This window comes from Pseudomonas sp. PME37.24/006, from assembly GCF_055556635.1.
On sequence record NZ_JBVHNL010000004.1, the window covers coordinates 433,303 to 450,877 of the forward strand.

Below are 17,575 nucleotides of genomic sequence, written 5' to 3' on the forward strand. Positions count from 1 at the left end.
CGTTCCTGTTGGGTTGGGCTCTTGAGTGGGCTTAGTTGATCTCGATCATCTCGAAATCCATCTTGCCCACGCCACAGTCGGGGCATAGCCAGTCTGCTGGCACATCTTCCCAGCGGGTGCCGGGTTCGATGCCGTCATCCGGCCAGCCGTCACGTTCGTCGTAGATCAGTCCGCAGACCACACATTGCCACTTCTTCATAAACGCTCTCCGGCGTAATCACGGTCATTGCGCGGGCACGCTACCGCAAATGCGCAGGAGCGCCAAGCCGGCGGGCAGCGAATGCCGTGCCGGTTGGGCAGCTAAGGTCGGGGCAGCCCACCGCTCGGTGGGCTGCACGCTCACCGCACAGCTAGCAGGGGATCACCAATACCCATGACATACATGGCGAACATCGTCAGGCTACCGGCGGCCACGAGGTAGTACAGCGTCGGCAGGATGGTTTTGCGCAGGGTGATGCCTTCGCGCCCGAGCAAGCCGACAGTCGCCGAGGCTGCTACCACGTTGTGGATGGCGATCATATTACCGGCAGCCGCACCGACCGACTGCGTGGCCACCATCATTGCCCCAGAAACACCGAGCAGCTCTGCCGCATTGAACTGGAACTGCGAGAGCATCAAGTTGGACACGGTGTTGGAACCGGCAATGAAGGCCCCCAACGCCCCGACGGCCGGGGCGAAGAAGGGGTACACGCCACCGACGCTGTCCGCCACCAGTTGCGCCATGGCAACGGGCATCGACATCAGGTCAGAGCCATTGACCCCGGAGTTGATCAGAATCCGCACCATCGGGATGGTAAAGATCAGTACAAAGCCGGCGCCCAGCAGGGTTTTGCTCGATTCGCTGATCGCCGCCGTCAATTCCCGCATGCGCATGCGGTGCAGGAAGAATGTCAGGGCGACCACGACGCAAAGGATCCCGCCAGGCAGGTACAGCGGCTCGATGCTGCCCGACACACCGGTCTCACCGAGAATGTCCTTCCAGCCGAAGGTCAGCGCCATCATCGCCGCCTTGAGCTCGGGAAACACCCGCGACAGCACCAGAAATATTGCCAGAAGCAGATACGGTGCCCAGGCCATCGGTACGGAAATCGGCGTTTTACCTGCGACATCCTCGATCTTCATTTCAATCTTGCCCATCCACTCGGACGGCCAGTCTTTGGCGGGAGCAAAGTCCCAATGCTCCTTGGGCAGCAAGAAGCCTGCCTTGGCAGCCGGCACCACGATAGCCAGCCCGACCAGCGCACCGATCATCGACGGAAATTCAGGGCCGAGAAACACCCCCGCGGCGATGTAAGGCACGGAGAAGCAGATGGCGGTAAAAATGGCGAATGGAGCGACGGCCAGGCCTTCCTTCCACGACTGATTCTTGCCGAAGAAGCGGGTCATGATCATCACCATGATCAACGGCATGAGCAGGCCGATCAGCCCGTGGGTAATGGCCACGCGCGAGTAGATCAGGTGAAAGAACACCTCCCAGTTACTGCCCACGGCCACCAGTTGCTCACTGATGCCGGTTTTGTCCAAACCAGAGCCCACACCAACCAGAATCGGTGTGCCCACGGCGCCGAACGACACCGGCGTGGACTGCACCATCATGCCCAGCACCACCGCCGCCAGTGCCGGAAAGCCCAACGCCACAAGCAGCGGCGCGGCGACCGCCGCCGGCGTACCAAAGCCTGATGCCCCCTCGATGAAACAGCCAAACAACCAGGCCACGATCAACGCCTGCACACGGCGATCCGGGGTGATGCTGGCAAAGCCACGCCGAATGGCACTGATGCCGCCGGAGTGTTTGAGGGTGTTGAGCAACAGGATCGCACCGAAGATGATCCACAGGATCGCCGCGGTAAGAATCAGGCCTTGCAGACTGGAGGCGATGACCCGGTTTAGGGACATGTCCCACGCCGTCAAGCCGATAATTGCAGTGAGCAGGAAGACCACCGGCATGGCGTACTTGGCTGGCCAGCGAAAGCCGATCAGCAGCACACCTGCCAGCACCAGCGGCACAAAGGCCAGGATGGAGAGCAGCGTTTGACTCATGGGTTGGTTCCTTTTTCTTGTTGTGAACCACAATTTCCGGGGGTACCCGGCGCCACGCAACGGGAGCGCTCTGACCGCAGCACTCCGTGAGCCACGGCGGCAGGGATCGCCCACCACCGCGCTCATGCTCGAGCGCCCCGGCCGCTATAAACTGCCGGGGCAAGCTGTACTCCTTCTACCGGTCGACCTGGATCGACGGGGATGCTGTTTATTAGGTCGCAGAGCGAGGCGCTAACCCGAGCGGCCAGGGAGCGCCCTTACGCCGCTACTGGTCGTTCTCCTGTTTGAAACGCAAACGCCAGGCGTGCAACAACGGTTCGGTGTAGCCGCTGGGCTGCTCACGGCCCTTGAAGACCAGGTCGCTGGCCGCCTGGAATGCCGCCGAAGCGGCGTAGTCCTGCGCCATCGGGCGGTACAGAGGATCGCCGGCGTTCTGCCCATCGACCACCTTGGCCATCCGCTCCAAGGTCTCGCGTACCTGAGCCTCGCCGACCACCCCATGGTGCAACCAGTTGGCGATGTGCTGGCTGGAGATACGCAGGGTGGCGCGATCTTCCATCAGGCCGACGTTGTGGATATCCGGCACCTTGGAGCAGCCGACGCCCTGTTCGACCCAGCGCACCACATAGCCGAGGATGCCCTGGCAGTTGTTATCCAGCTCCTGCTGAATATGCGCAGCGCTCCACACAGGATCACTGGCCACCGGCACCATCAGCAGGCCATTGAGCAGGCTGTCACGCTGGCTATTGAGGTCGATCAGCTCCAGTTCGCGCTGCACCGTTTGCACATCGACTTGGTGATAGTGCAGCGCATGCAGCACCGCCGCGGTCGGCGACGGTACCCAGGCAGTGTTGGCACCGGCCTTGGGGTGAACGATTTTCTGTACCAACATATCGGCCATCAGATCCGGCATGGCCCACATGCCTTTGCCGATCTGCGCCTTGCCGCGCAGCCCGCAGCTCAGGCCCACCAACACGTTGTTACGCTCGTAGGCCTGGATCCACGGCGTGGCCTTCATATCGCCCTTGCGCAACATCGCGCCGGCTTGCATCGCGCTGTGCATCTCGTCGCCGGTGCGGTCGAGGAAGCCGGTATTGATGAACGCCACCCGAGCGCTGGCCGCCGCAATACAGGCTTTGAGATTGATGCTGGTGCGCCGTTCCTCGTCCATGATGCCGATCTTCAGGGTATTGCGCGGTAGCCCCAGCAGGTCTTCGATACGCCCGAACAGTTGATCAGCAAAGGCCACCTCGGCCGGGCCGTGCATCTTCGGTTTGACGATGTACACGCTGCCGGTGCGCGAATTACCGCGACGCTGCAGATCGTGCAGGGCGATCAGGCTGGTCATCACGCCATCGAGAATGCCTTCGGGAATCTCGTTACCGTCGCCGTCGAGAATCGCCGGATTGCTCATCAGGTGGCCGACATTGCGCACGAACAGCAAAGAGCGGCCATGCAGGGTCAACTCCCCTCCTGCCGGCGTGTTGTACTGGCGATCCGGGTTGAGTCGACGGGTAATGCGCTTGCCGGCCTTTTCCAATTCCTCGCTGAGGTCGCCCTTCATCAGGCCGAGCCAGTTGCGGTAGATCAGCACCTTGTCGGTGGCATCGACGGCGGCCACCGAATCCTCGCAATCGAGGATGGTCGACAGCGCGGCCTCCAGCAGCAAATCCTTGACCCCGGCGACATCGGTACTGCCGATCAAGCTCGTCGGGTCGATCTGAATTTCTATGTGCAGACCGCTGTTCTTCAGCAAGACAGCCTGCGGCTCCTCGGCTCGGCCCTGATAGCCGACAAACTGTTCAGGCGCTTGCAGGCCAGTGCTGCGCCCATCGACCAGGCCGACCTGCAATTGCCCCTCGACCACCTGATAGCACTGCGCATCCACATGGGAGCCACTGGCCAACGGCGCAGCCTGGTCGAGAAAGGCCCGGGCAAAGGCGATCACCTTGGCGCCACGAACCTCGTTGTAACCCGGCCCTTTGCTGGCGCCACCGGCTTCGCTGATTGCATCGGTACCGTACAGCGCGTCATACAGCGAGCCCCAGCGGGCGTTGGCGGCGTTCAGCGCGTAGCGCGCGTTCATCACCGGCACCACCAGTTGCGGCCCGGCCTGGCTGGTGATTTCGCTGTCGACGTTGGCCGTACTGGCTTGCACGTCGTCGGGCTGTGGCAACAGGTAGCCAATCGATTCGAGAAAGGCGCGGTAGGCCGGCATATCCGTGATCGGCCCTGGATTGGCGCGATGCCAGGTATCCAGCTCGGCTTGCAAGCGCTCGCGCTCGGCCAGCAACGCGCGGTTCTGCGGTGCCAGGTCGTGGATCAACGCCGCGAAGCCGGCCCAGAAGGCCTCGGCCTGGATTTTGGTACCTGGCAATACGTCCTCGTCAACGAAACGTTTGAGTTCGCTGGCTACTTGCAAACGCTGGCAGTGCACACGTTCGGTCATCACTTATCTCTCCTAATCAGCTTGCTCTCCAGCTCTGCGAAAGAGCGGGAGAAAAGACTCAACAGCCCAGCCTTACATCTCAAAGCGCGGCAATACCTGCCTTGGCCACTTGGGCATCCTGATCGGCCTTGACCCCGGACACACCGACCGCGCCGATGACATGGCCGTCGACCACGACCGGCACGCCGCCCTCCAGGGAGGTGAGCAGCGGCGCGGACAGAAACGCACTGCGCCCGCCATTGACCATCTCCTCGTAGCCCTTTGTTTCCCGGCGACCCAGCGCCGCGCTGCGGGCCTTTTCGGTGGAGATGTAGGCCCCAATCGGCGCACAGCCATCGAGGCGTTCCATGGCCAGCGGATGTCCGCCGTCGTCCACCACGGCAATCGACACGGCCCAGTTGTTGCGCTGGGCTTCTGCACGGGCGGCGGCCAGGATGCGACTGACTTCGGTCTGGCTGAGTACGGCTTTGCTTTGCATGTGCTTTTCCTCTCAATGAATTCGGTTGCTCGGCCTGGGGCCGCTTTTCTTAGTTGTGTGTCAGCCCATGGCCTCTTCGACCAGCTCTATCCAATGCCGCACCGGGGTGCGACCAGCGCCGTCGAGGTGAGTCTGACAGCCGATATTGGCGGTGACGATGACCGCTGGCTTACCGCTTTCCAGCGCATTGAGTTTGTTGTCGCGCAGCTGTTTGGACAGCACGGGCTGGGTCAGCGAATACGTCCCGGCCGAACCGCAGCACAGGTGGCCATCGGGCACATTGGTCAAGTGGAAACCAAGCCGCACCAGCACATCTTCGACGGCGCCGCCAAGCTTCTGCGCATGCTGCAAGGTGCACGGGCAATGGAAGGCCAGGCGCATGCCGCCATCGATCTTCAATTGTTCCAACGATTCGCCACGTAACACCTCGACCAGATCTTTGGCCAACGCACTGACCCGCTCAGCCTTGCTGGCATAGGCAGGATCACCCGCCAACAAGTGGCCGTAATCCTTAACGAAAGCACCGCAGCCACTGGCGGTCTGCACGATGGCTTCGGCGCCGGCCTCGACCGCCGGCCACCAGGCATCGATGTTTTGCCGGGCACGCTGCAAGCCTTGCGCCTGGGCATTCAAGTGATAGTCGACAGCGCCGCAGCAGCCCGCCTCACGGATCGCCGTGACGCTGATGCCAAGGCGATCCAATACCCGTGCAGTGGCCGCATTGGTGTTCGGCGACAAACTCGGCTGCACGCAACCCTCGAGCATCAATACCCGCCGCGAATGATGGTTTACCGGGCGCGGCTTGGCGATGCGAACCTGGCGCGGCAACTTGTTTTTCAGGCTGGCCGGCAGCAGCGGGCGGAACACCTGGCCCGCCTGAGTCAGCGCCTTGAACAGGCCCGGGCGCGGTACCAGCAGCCGCAGGCTCTCACGCAACATGCGCTCGGAAAATGGCCGCGGGACCGCCTGCTCGACCATGGCGCGGCCGATATCCAGCAGGTTGTGGTACTGCACACCGGACGGGCAGGTGGTCTCGCAGTTGCGGCAGGTCAGGCAGCGATCCAAATGCTCCTGCGTCTTGGCCGTGACCTCGTTGCCTTCGAGCACCTGCTTGATCAGGTAGATGCGCCCGCGCGGGCCGTCCAGTTCATCACCGAGCAACTGATAGGTCGGACAGGTTGCGTTGCAGAAGCCGCAGTGCACGCAGGAGCGCAGAATGCTTTCCGCTTCTTCGCCGCGTGGCAGTTGCAGGGCCTGTTCACTCAAATGGGTTTGCATGGCTAAACCTCTGCGTACAGGCGGCCGACGTTGAAAATCCCTTGCGGGTCGAGCTGGGCTTTCAACTGCCGGTGGTAACGCAGCAACGGCGTGGCCAATGGCTGGAACGGGCTGTCGCAGTAGCCGGCCGTGAAACAGGTGGCATGACCACCAACGGCCATGACTTGCTGACGGATATGCGCAGCCTCGGCCGTGGATTTCAGCCAGCGCTGCGCACCGCCCCAATCGATCAACTGCTCGCCCGGCAGATCCAGCGCCCGGCAATTATTCGGCACGGACACGCGCCACAGCGGACGCGGATCAGCGAAAAAATCCAACCGCTGCTCGTTAAGATCGCGCCAATAGGCCGCCTCCAGTAGCTCACCCCCGAGACGCTGACGGGCTGCTGCCACCGAGCCTTCACCGCCTTCCAGGCGCAGGTGCAGGACACGGCCATCATGGCTGGCCGCGCTGATCGGCAGCGGCTGCTGGCCCCACTCGGCGAGTTTTTGCAGCGCCGTGAGCGCGTCCATTTCCAGGCGCAGGCTGACGCACTGGCGGGGTTTGGGCAGCACCTTGAGCGACACCTCGGTGATCACCCCCAGGCAACCAAAACTGCCAGCCAGCAAGCGCGACAGGTCGTAACCGGCGACGTTTTTCATCACCTCGCCGCCAAAGCGCAGTTGCTTGCCAAAGCCGGTAATCAGCCGTGTACCCAACACCAGATCGCGCACCGCGCCAGACCAGGGACGCCGTGGGCCGGACAAACCCGCGGCGACCATGCCACCAACCGTGGCGCCTGATGAGCCTGCAGCGGCAAAACGCGGCGCCTCGCAGGTGAGCATCTGCCCCGCTTCCTCCAGCGCCGCCTCCAGCTCGGCCAGCGGCGTGCCGGCGCGGGCGGTGATCACCAGTTCGGTCGGGTCATAGCTGACGATACCGCGATGGCTGCGCGTATCGAGCACCTCACCCTCGACCTTGCGGCCGAGAAACGCCTTGCTGTTGCCGCCCTGGATGCGCAACAGGGTGGAAGTGTTGAGGGCGTGATTGACCTGCTCCAGCAGCGCCGCACTGGCGTCGATGTCCTGAGACATGCCCATCAGAAGCGCTCCAATTCAGGAAACGGCAACTGCCCGTGGTGCACGTGCATAGCACCGAATTCGGCACAGCGGTGCAGGGTCGGAATGTTCTTGCCGGGATTGAGCAGGCCACTCGGGTCGAAGGCCGCTTTCACCGCGTGGAACAGGGTCAGCTCGTCACTGTTGAACTGCGCGCACATCTGATTGATCTTCTCGCGGCCGACACCGTGCTCGCCGGTGATGCTGCCGCCGACCTTGACGCAGAGCTCGAGGATCTTGCCGCCGATGGCCTCGGCGCGCTCCATCTCACCGGGCTGGTTGGCGTCGAAGAGAATCAGCGGGTGCATGTTGCCGTCGCCGGCATGGAACACGTTGGCCACGCGCAGGCCGTACTCCTCGGAGAGTGCGCTGATGCCCTTGAGCACCCCGGGTAATTCACGGCGCGGAATGGTGCCGTCCATGCAGTAGTAATCCGGCGAAAGGCGCCCGACCGCCGGGAAGGCGTTCTTGCGCCCAGCCCAGAACTTCACCCGCTCGGCTTCATCGCGGGCCTGACGCACCTCGGTGGCGCCGGCCTTTTCCAGCACCGCCCGAACGAGCGCGCAATCATCGTGCACATCGGCTTCGACGCCGTCGAGCTCACACAGCAGAATCGCTTCGGCGTCGACGGGATAACCCGCATGAATGAAGTCTTCGGCGGCGCGGATGGCCAGGTTGTCCATCATTTCCAAGCCGCCGGGAATGATCCCCGCAGCGATGATATCGCCCACCGCACGACCGGCCTTTTCCACCGAGTCGAAACTGGCTAGCAGCACTTTGGCCACCTGCGGCTTGGGCAGCAGCTTGACCGTCACCTCGGTGACGATACCGAGCATGCCTTCGGAGCCGGTGAACAACGCCAGCAGGTCGAAACCTGGCGAGTCCAGCGCGTCAGAACCCAAGGTCATCGGCTCGCCTTCGACCGTGAGCACCTCGACCTTGAGCAGGTTGTGTACCGTCAGTCCGTACTTCAGGCAATGCACACCGCCGGCATTCTCGGCCACGTTGCCGCCGATGGAACAGGCGATCTGCGAGGACGGATCCGGGGCGTAATACAGATCGAACGGCGCGGCGGCCTGGGAGATCGCCAAATTGCGCACACCGGGCTGCACCCGGGCGAAGCGCCCGGCCGGGTCGATCTCGAGAATTTTATTGAAGCGCGCCATCACCAGCAGTACGCCCTTCTCCAGCGGCAATGCGCCGCCGGACAAACCCGTACCGGCACCCCGCGCTACCACCGGCACCTGGCGGCGATGACAGAGTTTGAGCAGCGCCTCGACCTGCTCCAGACGCTCAGGCAGCGCCACCAGCATTGGCGTGGTGCGATACGCCGACAGGCCATCGCACTCATAGGGTTTGAGGTCTTCCTGGGCATGCAGGATGTGCAGATCAGGCAAGCTGGCGTGCAACTCATCCAGCAGGGCCGCTTTGTCGACACTGGGCAGTACGCCGTCAACACGTTCGTCGTACAGAATGCTCATGGCAGGCTCATTCAGGCAGCGTTGTTGTTATAGGCATGCCGGGCATCGAGGCCCAGGCTGCTGGTGCGTGCTGCATGTTTAGCCCCCGGATTGCCGAGCGTCCACCCTAAAAACCACTGGTACGACCAGTTTCTTTCAGCAGACTTTCGAAGCAAATATGCCGTAGAGCCTTTAAATACTGACCAATAGGCCTATATTCAAAAAATTCCGAGCAGCTCGAAACGACTGGTCATACCAGTAAAAGGTGAGCGCATGACAGAACCCAACACCCCCCGCCGGCAGGTCAGCGACGTGGTGGCCGAGCGCATCGAGCGGCTGATCGTCGATGGCGTGCTCAAGGTGGGCCAGCCGCTACCGTCGGAACGCCGTCTGTGCGAAAAGCTCGGCATCTCACGGTCGGCACTGCGTGAGGGGCTGCAGGTTCTGCGCGGCCGCGGCATCATCGAAACCGCCCAAGGTCGTGACTCGCGAGTGGCCACACTCAATGGCCCGCGCGATGCCAGCCCGCTGATGCACCTGTTCAGTTCGCAACCGCGTACGCTGTTCGATTTGCTCGAGGTACGCGTATTGCTGGAGGCCGAGTCGGCACGCCTGGCGGCGCAGCGCGGCACGGACGCCGACTTCGTCCTGCTCACCCGCCGCTACGAGGAAATGCTCGCCGCCCACAACGCCCCCCAGGCTTTCGAGCCACGTGAACAGGCGCGTCTCGACCACGCTTTTCACCTGGCGATCTGCGAGGCCTCGCACAACCCGGTGTTGCTGCACACGCTGCAATCGCTCACCGACCTGATGCTCAATTCGGTGTTCGCCTCGGTCAACAACCTCTACCACCGGCCCTTGCAGAAGCGCCAGATCGACCGCCAGCACGCGCGCCTGTACCACGCGGTGATCGAGCGCCTGCCGGAACAGGCGCAACGTGCTGCACGCGAACATATCCACAGCATCCGCGACAACCTCAAAGACATCGAACAGGAAGAGCAACGCCTGGTGCGCGCGACCATGCGCCTGGAGGGCTGGTCGTAGCGCGAACCATCGGCGCCTGCCCTGATCGCCCTGGAGCTCCGTGCTAGACTCGCGCGTTCTCAATTTACGACGAATGCTTGCCGTGCCCCACGCCGCCCCTGCCCCTCATTGGCTGACCGCCGACCAGCTGCAGCCAACAGCCGCCAGCGGCGTGCGCGACTGGCTGTTCAATGAAGACTCCCTGACCCGACGCCTGACCGCGCTGTCCCGCGACGGCTTCAGCGTCACCCCGCTTACCGAGGGCTGGCAGCCCCTGCGAAGCGATGAGTGCGCGGCCCTTGGCGTGGCCGACGGCAGTCAGGGCTGGGTACGCGAGGTGTACTTGCTCGGCCATGGCCAGCCCTGGGTATTCGCCCGCAGCGTGGCGGCGCGCAGCGCACTGCAAGGCTCCGGCCTGGCACTTGAGCAACTCGGCAGCCGTTCCCTCGGTGAATTGCTGTTCAGCGACCACGCATTCGCGCGCGGCGCTCTGCAAGTCTGCCAATATCCGGCGGCCTGGCTGCCGGCAGGCAGCGCACAGGAAAAACTCTGGGCACGCCGCTCCTGCTTTCGACGCGGCGACCTGGCGGTGCTAGTCGCCGAAGTATTCCTGCCGGCCTTCTGGCAAGCCGCAGAACAGAGCACACCACCCGTCCCGTCCGTATAATCCGCGCACCTCGCTAGGAGAAACGCACGATGTACACCCGCCTGCTGCAATCACTCAATCGCCTGCACCCTCGCGCATGGGACTTCGTGCAGTTGACGCGCATGGACAAGCCCATCGGCATCTACCTGCTGCTGTGGCCGACCCTATGGGCGCTGTGGATCGCAGCTGAAGGTGTGCCGAGTCTCAAGAACCTGGTGATCTTCGTGGTCGGGGTCATTCTGATGCGCGCGGCGGGCTGCGTGATCAACGATTACGCCGACCGCAACTTCGACGGCCATGTCAGCCGCACCAAGGCGCGCCCGCTGGCCAGTGGACGGGTTACCGCCCGCGAAGCGCTGGCCCTGTTCGCCGTGCTGATCGCCCTCAGCTTTGGCCTGGTGCTGCTGACCAATGCCACCACCGTCTGGCTGTCGTTCGGCGCGCTGGGCGTGGCCGCGCTCTACCCGTTCATGAAGCGCTACACCTATTACCCGCAGGTGGTACTGGGCACGGCGTTCTCCTGGGGCATGCCGATGGCGTTCACCGCCGAGACCGGTAGCGTACCGATGGCCGCCTGGTTACTGCTACTGGCCAACGTGATCTGGACCGTCGCCTACGATACCTACTACGCCATGGCCGACCGCGAAGACGACCTGAAGATCGGCGTGAAGTCCACCGCTATCCTGTTTGGCGATGCCGACCGGGTGATCATCCTCGGCCTGCAGGGTCTGGCGCTGCTCTGCCTAGTGCTGGCCGGTGCGCGCTTCGAGCTGGGCCTGTATTTCTACTTTGGCTTGTTGGTCGCCGCCGCCTGCTTCGCCTGGGAATTCCACATGACCCGCAAGCGCGAGCCGATGGTCTGCTTCCAGGCCTTCCTGCACAACCACTGGGCCGGCCTGGCAATCTTCATTGGCATCGTGTTCGATTACGCCCTGCGTTAGGATCGCCTGCCGCACAGCTGTCATATCGCTGCAATAATTCCGTTATCTAATGCGCCGCATGACAGTTGAATGAACCGAGGCTCGATCCATGGCTGGCAAGAACATCCTGATCGTCGATGACGAAGCGCCGATCCGCGAAATGATCGTGGTGGCGCTGGAAATGGCGGGTTACGAGTGCCTGGAAGCGGAAAATACCCAGCAGGCCCACGCCATCATCGTCGACCGCAAACCCGACCTGATCCTGCTCGACTGGATGCTGCCCGGCACCTCCGGCATCGAACTGGCACGACGCCTCAAGCGTGACGAGCTGACCGGCGATATCCCGATCATCATGCTCACCGCCAAGGGCGAAGAGGACAACAAGATCCAGGGCCTGGAGGTCGGTGCCGACGATTACATCACCAAGCCCTTCTCTCCCCGCGAACTGGTCGCCCGCCTCAAGGCAGTGCTGCGCCGTGCCGGCCCAGCCGACAACGAGGGCCCGATCGAAGTCGGCGGCCTGCTGCTCGACCCGATCAGCCACCGCGTGACCATCGATGGCAAGCCGGCAGAAATGGGCCCCACCGAATATCGCCTGCTGCAGTTCTTCATGACGCACCAGGAACGCGCGTACACTCGCGGCCAATTGCTCGACCAGGTATGGGGCGGTAACGTCTACGTCGAAGAACGTACCGTCGACGTGCATATCCGCCGCCTGCGCAAAGCGCTCGGCGAAGCCTACGAAAACCTGGTGCAGACGGTGCGCGGCACCGGTTACCGTTTCTCCACCAAGGGCTGACCGGCAGCCTGGAGCGCAACATGACAGGGACATGCAGGCGGATGAGCGCAACGTGACGAGCCACTGGCGCGGCGCCATAACCCGCCGTTTGCTGCTACTGGTCGCCGCCTGCCTGGTGCTGGGCGTGATCACCGGCCACTACGCCTGGGCGCTGGCCCTGGGACTGGCCATCCACCTGGCATGGACGCTCAGCCAACTGCTGCGCCTGCATGCTTGGCTCAAGGATCACCAGCCTGACGAACCACCACCCGACGGCTATGGCCTGTGGGGTGAAGTGTTCGACAGCATCTATCACCTGCAACGCCGCAACCAGCGCGCCCGTGGCCGCCTGCAAGCGGTGATCGACCGTGTTCAGGAATCCACAGCAGCCCTGCGTGATGCAGTGATCATGCTCGACAGCAACGGCAATCTGGAGTGGTGGAACAAAGCCTCGGAAACCCTGCTGGGCCTGAAAACGCCCCAGGACAGTGGCCAGGCCATCACCAACCTGATGCGTGACCCACGTTTCAAGGAATACTTCGAGCGCGGCAACTACCTCGAGCCGCTCGAGCTGCCCTCGCCGGTCAATCCGCGCAAACAGCTACAACTGAACATCACCCGCTACGGCAATCAGGAACACCTGATGCTGGTGCGCGACGTCACCCGGCTGCACCAGCTGGAGCAGATGCGCAAGGATTTCGTCGCCAACGTTTCCCACGAACTGCGCACCCCGCTCACGGTCATTTCCGGCTACGTGGAAACCCTGCAGGACAACGTCGAAGAGATCAATCCGCGCTGGCGTCGTGCCCTGCAGCAGATGCAACAGCAGGGCGCGCGCATGCAAGGTCTGCTCAACGATCTGCTCCTACTGGCCAAACTGGAGGCCACCGACTATCCGTCCGATAATCAACCGGTGGCGGTCGATCTGTTGCTGCAGTCGATCAAGGCCGATGCCCAGGCACTGTCCGCCGAGCGCAACCACCGCATCAGCCTGGAAGCCGATGCCGGGGTCAGACTCAAGGGCAGTGAGCCGGAGCTGCGCAGCGCCTTTTCCAACCTGGTGTTCAACGCCGTCAAATACACGCCGGCAGAAGGCGAGATTCGTATTCGCTGGTGGCAGGACGAACAAGGCGCGCACCTGTCGGTACAAGACACCGGGCCAGGCATCGAGGCCAAACACCTGCCACGCCTGACCGAGCGTTTCTACCGGGTCGACTCCAGCCGTGCCAGCCACACCGGCGGCACCGGCCTCGGTCTGGCCATCGTCAAACACGTGCTGCTGCGCCATCGTGGCCAGTTGGCCATTACCAGCGTGGTTGGCAAGGGCAGCCTGTTCACCTGCCATTTTCCGACGGCCCAGATAGCGCAACGCGACCGCTAAGTCTTTAGGCCTATTGCAAAGCACTTGCCCAAGCCCCACCCTTTAGCAATATCTGGTCACACGAAGCCCCCATGGATCCCTCTGCGAGCGTCTCCTTCTCATCCTATTTCGCCGATTTCGGCCTCGTTTTGTTCGCCCTTCTCCTGGTTCTACTCAACGGCTTTTTCGTTGCCGCCGAGTTCGCCATGGTCAAACTACGGGCCACCAAAGTCGAAGCACTGGCCCAAGAGAACGGCTGGCGCGGACACATCCTGCGCACCGTGCACAACCAGCTCGACGCCTACCTGTCGGCCTGTCAGTTGGGCATCACTCTGGCCTCCCTCGGTCTAGGTTGGGTTGGTGAGCCGGCTTTCGCTCATCTGCTCGAACCGCTGCTGACCTCAATCGGCATCGAATCGCAGAAGCTGATCCACGGCATCGCCTTCTTCACGGCCTTCTTCATCATTTCCTACCTGCACATCGTGATCGGCGAACTGGCGCCCAAGTCCTGGGCGATCCGCAAGCCAGAGCTGCTGTCGCTGTGGACGGCAGTTCCGCTGTACCTGTTCTATTGGGCCATGTACCCGGCGATTTTCCTGCTCAACGCCAGCGCCAACGCCATCCTGCGCATCGCCGGCCAGGGCGAGCCAGGTGGGCACCACGACCACCATTACAGCCGTGATGAACTCAAACTGATCCTGCACTCCAGCCGCGCCAGCGACCCCTCCGATCAGGACATGCGTGTGCTTGCCTCGGCCGTGGAGCTGGGCGAACTGGACGTGGTGGACTGGGCCAATTCTCGTGAAGACCTGGTCTATCTGGAACTCAACGCCTCGCTGGATGAAGTGTTCAGCGTGTTCCGGCGCCACAAGTACAGCCGCTACCCGATCTATGACGAAGCGGCTGGCGAGTTCGTCGGCGTGTTGCACATCAAGGATCTGCTGCTGCACCTGTCGCTGCTGGAAATGTTGCCCTCGACGCTGCGTCTCGGCGAGCTGATGCACCCGCTGGAGAAGGTCAACCGCAATCTGCCGCTTTCCGAACTGCTGGAGCAGTTTCGCAAGGGCGGCGCGCACTTCGCGTTGGTCGAAGAAGCGGACGGCAAAGTAATTGGCTACCTGACCATGGAAGACGTACTTGAGGCACTGGTCGGCGATATCCAGGACGAACACCGCAAAACCGAACGCGGCATACTCGCCTACCAGCCGGGCAAACTGCTGGTACGCGGCGACACGCCGCTGTTCAAGCTGGAACGCCTGCTCGGCGTCGACCTCGATCATATCGAGGCGGAAACCCTCGCCGGCCTGATCTACGAAACCCTCAAGCGGGTGCCCGAGGAAGAAGAATCGCTGGAAGTCGCAGGCCTGCGCCTGATCGTCAAGAAAATGAAGGGCCCGAAGATCCTCCTGGCCAAGGTCATCAAGCTCGATGAGGCCACCTAATCAGCGGATTCCGCTCCCAGATCTGATGACGCAGTGCGCTCCATTAAGCTGACCAAACGGTCACATAAAGCAACAACCCTGAACGAATTCTGTCTTTTTAAACAAACACTTACGACCATTCGTCGGGCTATTCGAATAACGCACTTTGGCGGGCAGTCCATGGCCGTGCACCCCATGCAAAGGGTGCACGCCATCAAATAGACTGCCAAGGATTCAGCCATGCAACTCAATACAATCACTTCAAAAACCGCACTCGCCCTCTGCCTGGCCGGCGCTTCTCACGCTTACGCCGACTCCATCACCGACCCGATCTCCACCATCGGTGTCATCGGCTCGCACAACCAGTACAAACTGACCGTGAACGATGACAGCGACAAGGAACGCCTCGACCAGGGCGGCCTGTTCTACACCTTCGGCAACAAGCTGACCGGTCAGGAAGGACTCATCTATCAGGCGGGTATCGAAGCTCAGTACCGCGACAAGGATGATGTCGAATACAAATCGGCGCGTGCGGATATCGACCTGGGTCTGCGCGCAGCGCTGAGCGCCAACCAGTATGTCGATGTGATCGTGGGCGGCGGCTACGATTGGGGCCGTATCGAGCAGGATGACGTCGGCCCGTTCGACTCCAACGTCAAGCTGACCAGCAAATCACCGTTCGCCAAAGCCGGCCTGGGCTACAACTACCTGACCAACGACTACACAGTGCGTCTGGAAGTCGGGGCACGCTACTCCGTGGACGCCGAGTCGCGCCTGAAGGTCGACGGTGAAAGCGAGTCCGTTGACCTGAAAAACAAGGTCAACCCGTACGGCGAACTGAGCGTGCTGTGGAACAAAGGCATCAACAACCTGCCGATCAGCACCAGCCTGTACTACACCCAGACCCGCTACGAGCTGGACAGCAACTCCGAGCTGGCTCAGCGCAGCAAGCTCAAGCAAGAGCAAATTGGCCTGAAAGTCGGCCTGGCGTTCTAAGCCTCCTGCACAAGCGAGTGCCTGGTCGTCAGACTGGGTACCTCGCTGCTCAGGATGAAATCCGCCGCACGCTCGCCGATCATGATGCACGCCGCGTTGGTGTTACCGCTGATCAGCGTCGGCATGATCGAAGCATCGGCAACCCGCAGGTTCTCCATACCGCGTACCTTCAGTGTGGGTGTCACCACCGCCATCTCGTCAGTGCCCATCTTGCAGGTACCAACCGGGTGAAACACGGTGGCCGCGCACTCGCGCAAATGCACCAGCAACTGCTCATCCGTCTGCACCGCTGATCCTGGCAACATCTCGACGCCACGCGAACTATCGAAGGCTGGCTGGGCAAGAATCCTGCGCGCCAGTTTCACACCCTCGATCAATACGCGCGCGTCCGCTTCATCGCTGAAGAAGTTGAAGTCGACAAGCAGGCTGCGTCCCGCCCCCAGACGCACCTCACCGATGCTCTTCGGGCGCAGCACGCAGGTATGGATGGCGTAGCCATGGCCCCACTCGAACAGCCGGCCACGGTGGCTGCGATAACCGGGTACGAAATGCATCTGCACATCGGGCAACGCTTCGGCCAACGGCGTACGGGCAAAGCCGCCGGCCTCGACGTAGTTGGTGGTCAGCCAGCCCATCTTCTGCGCCAGGTACTTGAACGGCGACACCAGCACCTTGGGCAGCGAACCGAGGGAGAAGCCCAGCGATAGCGGGCTCTTCGAGCGCACGGTAACCAGGCCATCAACATGATCCTGGAGGTTCTTGCCAACACCGGCCAGATTAACCCGGCAAGCCACACCGGCGGCCTCCAGCTCGGCCTTGGGGCCGATGCCGGACTTCAGCAGCAGATGCGCTGAACCAAGGGAGCCGGCACACAGAATGGTCTCACGACGGCACCGCAAGGTACGCCACTGTTCGCCCTGCTGTAGCTCTACGCCGGTGACGCGGTCGCCCTCGAGGATCAGCCGCTCCACCTGGCAGCCCGTGAGCACAGTGAGGTTACTGCGTTCACGCACCGGATGGACGAAGGCCCGATAGCTGGACAGGCGCTTGGCGTTCTTCTGGGTCACGTTGTAGATACCCACGCCCTCCAGGGTACCGCCATTGAAATCGTCGTTTTGACGCAGGCCCAACTGCTCCGCTGCGCGGATATAAACCCTGGACAGCGGGTTGGGATCGCGCGGCTTGTCCACCAGCAACTCGCCCTGAGTGCCGTGATACAGCAACGACTGACCGAGACGGTTACCTTCCGAGCGCTTGAAATACGGCAGCACGTCCTGCCAGCTCCAGCCGGGGCAGCCCGCCGCCTGCCAACGCTGGTAATCGCTGGCATCGCCGCGGATGTAGATCATGCTGTTCATCGAGCTGGAGCCGCCGAGCACCTTGCCGCGCGGCGTGTGCAGGCTGCGCCCGGCCAGATGCTGCTGCGGTGTGGAAAAGTAGTTCCAGCTGAACGCGCGGCTCTTGTACAGGGTGATGGTGCCGGCCGGCACCTGTACGCGCGGACTGGCGTCGCTGCCGCCCGCTTCGATCAGGCACACGCGCACGCTAGGGTCGGCGCTGAGGCGGTTGGCCAATACACAGCCGGCGGAACCGGCACCAACGATCAGGTAGTCGAAGCTGTCATCCATT

The 17,575-nt window shown here is 62.4% G+C and carries 15 protein-coding genes; 7 read left to right on the forward strand and 8 right to left on the reverse strand.

The window, feature by feature from the left end; all coding sequences use genetic code 11:
- Window positions 1-31: 31 nt before the first annotated feature.
- The 7 genes from ACZ3GY_RS18135 to glcD form a co-directional block, all read right to left on the reverse strand.
- A complete protein-coding gene (locus ACZ3GY_RS18135) occupies window positions 32-199 on the reverse strand; it encodes a rubredoxin (protein WP_463562702.1) in 168 nt (55 codons plus the stop codon).
- A 140-nt stretch (window positions 200-339) separates the two neighbouring features.
- Window positions 340-2,040 (reverse strand): L-lactate permease, encoded by a 1,701-nt coding sequence (locus ACZ3GY_RS18140; RefSeq protein ID WP_463562703.1) that lies wholly within the window; start codon window positions 2,038-2,040, stop codon window positions 340-342.
- A gap of 265 nt (window positions 2,041-2,305) precedes the next feature.
- On the reverse strand, window positions 2,306-4,489 hold the full coding sequence (locus tag ACZ3GY_RS18145; RefSeq protein WP_465911404.1) for a malate synthase G: 2,184 nt from the start codon (window positions 4,487-4,489) through the stop codon (window positions 2,306-2,308).
- A gap of 79 nt (window positions 4,490-4,568) precedes the next feature.
- Window positions 4,569-4,967: a heme-binding protein gene (locus ACZ3GY_RS18150; protein WP_463562705.1), complete on the reverse strand. Its 399-nt coding sequence runs from the start codon at window positions 4,965-4,967 to the stop codon at window positions 4,569-4,571.
- Between the two features lie 60 nt (window positions 4,968-5,027).
- A complete protein-coding gene (gene glcF / locus ACZ3GY_RS18155; protein WP_465911406.1) occupies window positions 5,028-6,245 on the reverse strand; it encodes a glycolate oxidase subunit GlcF in 1,218 nt (405 codons plus the stop codon).
- A gap of 2 nt (window positions 6,246-6,247) precedes the next feature.
- Window positions 6,248-7,324, reverse strand: a complete 1,077-nt coding sequence (glcE, locus tag ACZ3GY_RS18160; RefSeq protein ID WP_465911407.1) for a glycolate oxidase subunit GlcE — start codon at window positions 7,322-7,324, stop codon at window positions 6,248-6,250.
- Window positions 7,324-8,823 carry a glycolate oxidase subunit GlcD gene (glcD, locus tag ACZ3GY_RS18165; protein WP_463562708.1) on the reverse strand — a complete coding sequence of 500 codons (1,500 nt, stop codon included), beginning with the start codon at window positions 8,821-8,823 and terminating at the stop codon, window positions 7,324-7,326. Before glcD ends, glcE begins: the two co-directional genes overlap by 1 nt.
- Window positions 8,824-9,075: 252 nt before the next feature.
- Between glcD and glcC the strand changes: the two genes are divergently transcribed.
- From glcC to ACZ3GY_RS18200, 7 genes are all read left to right on the forward strand, one after another.
- On the forward strand, window positions 9,076-9,846 hold the full coding sequence (gene glcC / locus ACZ3GY_RS18170; RefSeq protein ID WP_465911409.1) for a transcriptional regulator GlcC: 771 nt from the start codon (window positions 9,076-9,078) through the stop codon (window positions 9,844-9,846).
- An 82-nt stretch (window positions 9,847-9,928) separates the two neighbouring features.
- Window positions 9,929-10,492: a chorismate--pyruvate lyase family protein gene (locus tag ACZ3GY_RS18175; RefSeq protein WP_465911410.1), complete on the forward strand. Its 564-nt coding sequence runs from the start codon at window positions 9,929-9,931 to the stop codon at window positions 10,490-10,492.
- A gap of 29 nt (window positions 10,493-10,521) precedes the next feature.
- A complete protein-coding gene (ubiA, locus tag ACZ3GY_RS18180) occupies window positions 10,522-11,412 on the forward strand; it encodes a 4-hydroxybenzoate octaprenyltransferase (protein WP_463562711.1) in 891 nt (296 codons plus the stop codon).
- Window positions 11,413-11,500: 88 nt separating this feature from the next.
- Window positions 11,501-12,190 carry a phosphate regulon transcriptional regulator PhoB gene (phoB, locus tag ACZ3GY_RS18185; RefSeq protein WP_463562712.1) on the forward strand — a complete coding sequence of 230 codons (690 nt, stop codon included), beginning with the start codon at window positions 11,501-11,503 and terminating at the stop codon, window positions 12,188-12,190.
- A 31-nt stretch (window positions 12,191-12,221) separates the two neighbouring features.
- Entirely contained in the window at window positions 12,222-13,550 is a 1,329-nt protein-coding gene (phoR, locus tag ACZ3GY_RS18190; protein WP_465911411.1) for a phosphate regulon sensor histidine kinase PhoR, read from the forward strand.
- A 71-nt stretch (window positions 13,551-13,621) separates the two neighbouring features.
- Window positions 13,622-14,971 (forward strand): hemolysin family protein, encoded by a 1,350-nt coding sequence (locus tag ACZ3GY_RS18195; protein ID WP_465911412.1) that lies wholly within the window; start codon window positions 13,622-13,624, stop codon window positions 14,969-14,971.
- Between the two features lie 219 nt (window positions 14,972-15,190).
- On the forward strand, window positions 15,191-15,946 hold the full coding sequence (locus tag ACZ3GY_RS18200; RefSeq protein WP_465911413.1) for an outer membrane beta-barrel protein: 756 nt from the start codon (window positions 15,191-15,193) through the stop codon (window positions 15,944-15,946).
- Here the strand turns inward: ACZ3GY_RS18200 and ACZ3GY_RS18205 are convergent.
- Window positions 15,943-17,574, reverse strand: a complete 1,632-nt coding sequence (locus ACZ3GY_RS18205; protein ID WP_465911414.1) for a GMC family oxidoreductase — start codon at window positions 17,572-17,574, stop codon at window positions 15,943-15,945. The genes ACZ3GY_RS18200 and ACZ3GY_RS18205 overlap by 4 nt on opposite strands.
- Window position 17,575: the final 1 nt, after the last annotated feature.

Excerpts from the sequence above, each read along its gene's own strand:
- ACZ3GY_RS18135 (WP_463562702.1), bottom strand. The coding sequence starts at position 199 with ATGAAGAAGTGGCAATGTGTGGTCTGCGGACTGATCTACGACGAACGT.
- ACZ3GY_RS18140 (WP_463562703.1), bottom strand. The coding sequence starts at position 2,040 with ATGAGTCAAACGCTGCTCTCCATCCTGGCCTTTGTGCCGCTGGTGCTG.
- ACZ3GY_RS18145 (WP_465911404.1), bottom strand. The coding sequence starts at position 4,489 with ATGACCGAACGTGTGCACTGCCAGCGTTTGCAAGTAGCCAGCGAACTC.
- ACZ3GY_RS18150 (WP_463562705.1), bottom strand. The coding sequence starts at position 4,967 with ATGCAAAGCAAAGCCGTACTCAGCCAGACCGAAGTCAGTCGCATCCTG.
- glcF (WP_465911406.1), bottom strand. The coding sequence starts at position 6,245 with ATGCAAACCCATTTGAGTGAACAGGCCCTGCAACTGCCACGCGGCGAA.
- glcE (WP_465911407.1), bottom strand. The coding sequence starts at position 7,324 with ATGGGCATGTCTCAGGACATCGACGCCAGTGCGGCGCTGCTGGAGCAG.
- glcD (WP_463562708.1), bottom strand. The coding sequence starts at position 8,823 with ATGAGCATTCTGTACGACGAACGTGTTGACGGCGTACTGCCCAGTGTC.
- glcC (WP_465911409.1), top strand. The coding sequence starts at position 9,076 with ATGACAGAACCCAACACCCCCCGCCGGCAGGTCAGCGACGTGGTGGCC.
- ubiA (WP_463562711.1), top strand. The coding sequence starts at position 10,522 with ATGTACACCCGCCTGCTGCAATCACTCAATCGCCTGCACCCTCGCGCA.
- phoB (WP_463562712.1), top strand. The coding sequence starts at position 11,501 with ATGGCTGGCAAGAACATCCTGATCGTCGATGACGAAGCGCCGATCCGC.
- phoR (WP_465911411.1), top strand. The coding sequence starts at position 12,222 with ATGCAGGCGGATGAGCGCAACGTGACGAGCCACTGGCGCGGCGCCATA.
- ACZ3GY_RS18195 (WP_465911412.1), top strand. The coding sequence starts at position 13,622 with ATGGATCCCTCTGCGAGCGTCTCCTTCTCATCCTATTTCGCCGATTTC.
- ACZ3GY_RS18200 (WP_465911413.1), top strand. The coding sequence starts at position 15,191 with ATGCAACTCAATACAATCACTTCAAAAACCGCACTCGCCCTCTGCCTG.
- ACZ3GY_RS18205 (WP_465911414.1), bottom strand. The coding sequence starts at position 17,574 with ATGGATGACAGCTTCGACTACCTGATCGTTGGTGCCGGTTCCGCCGGC.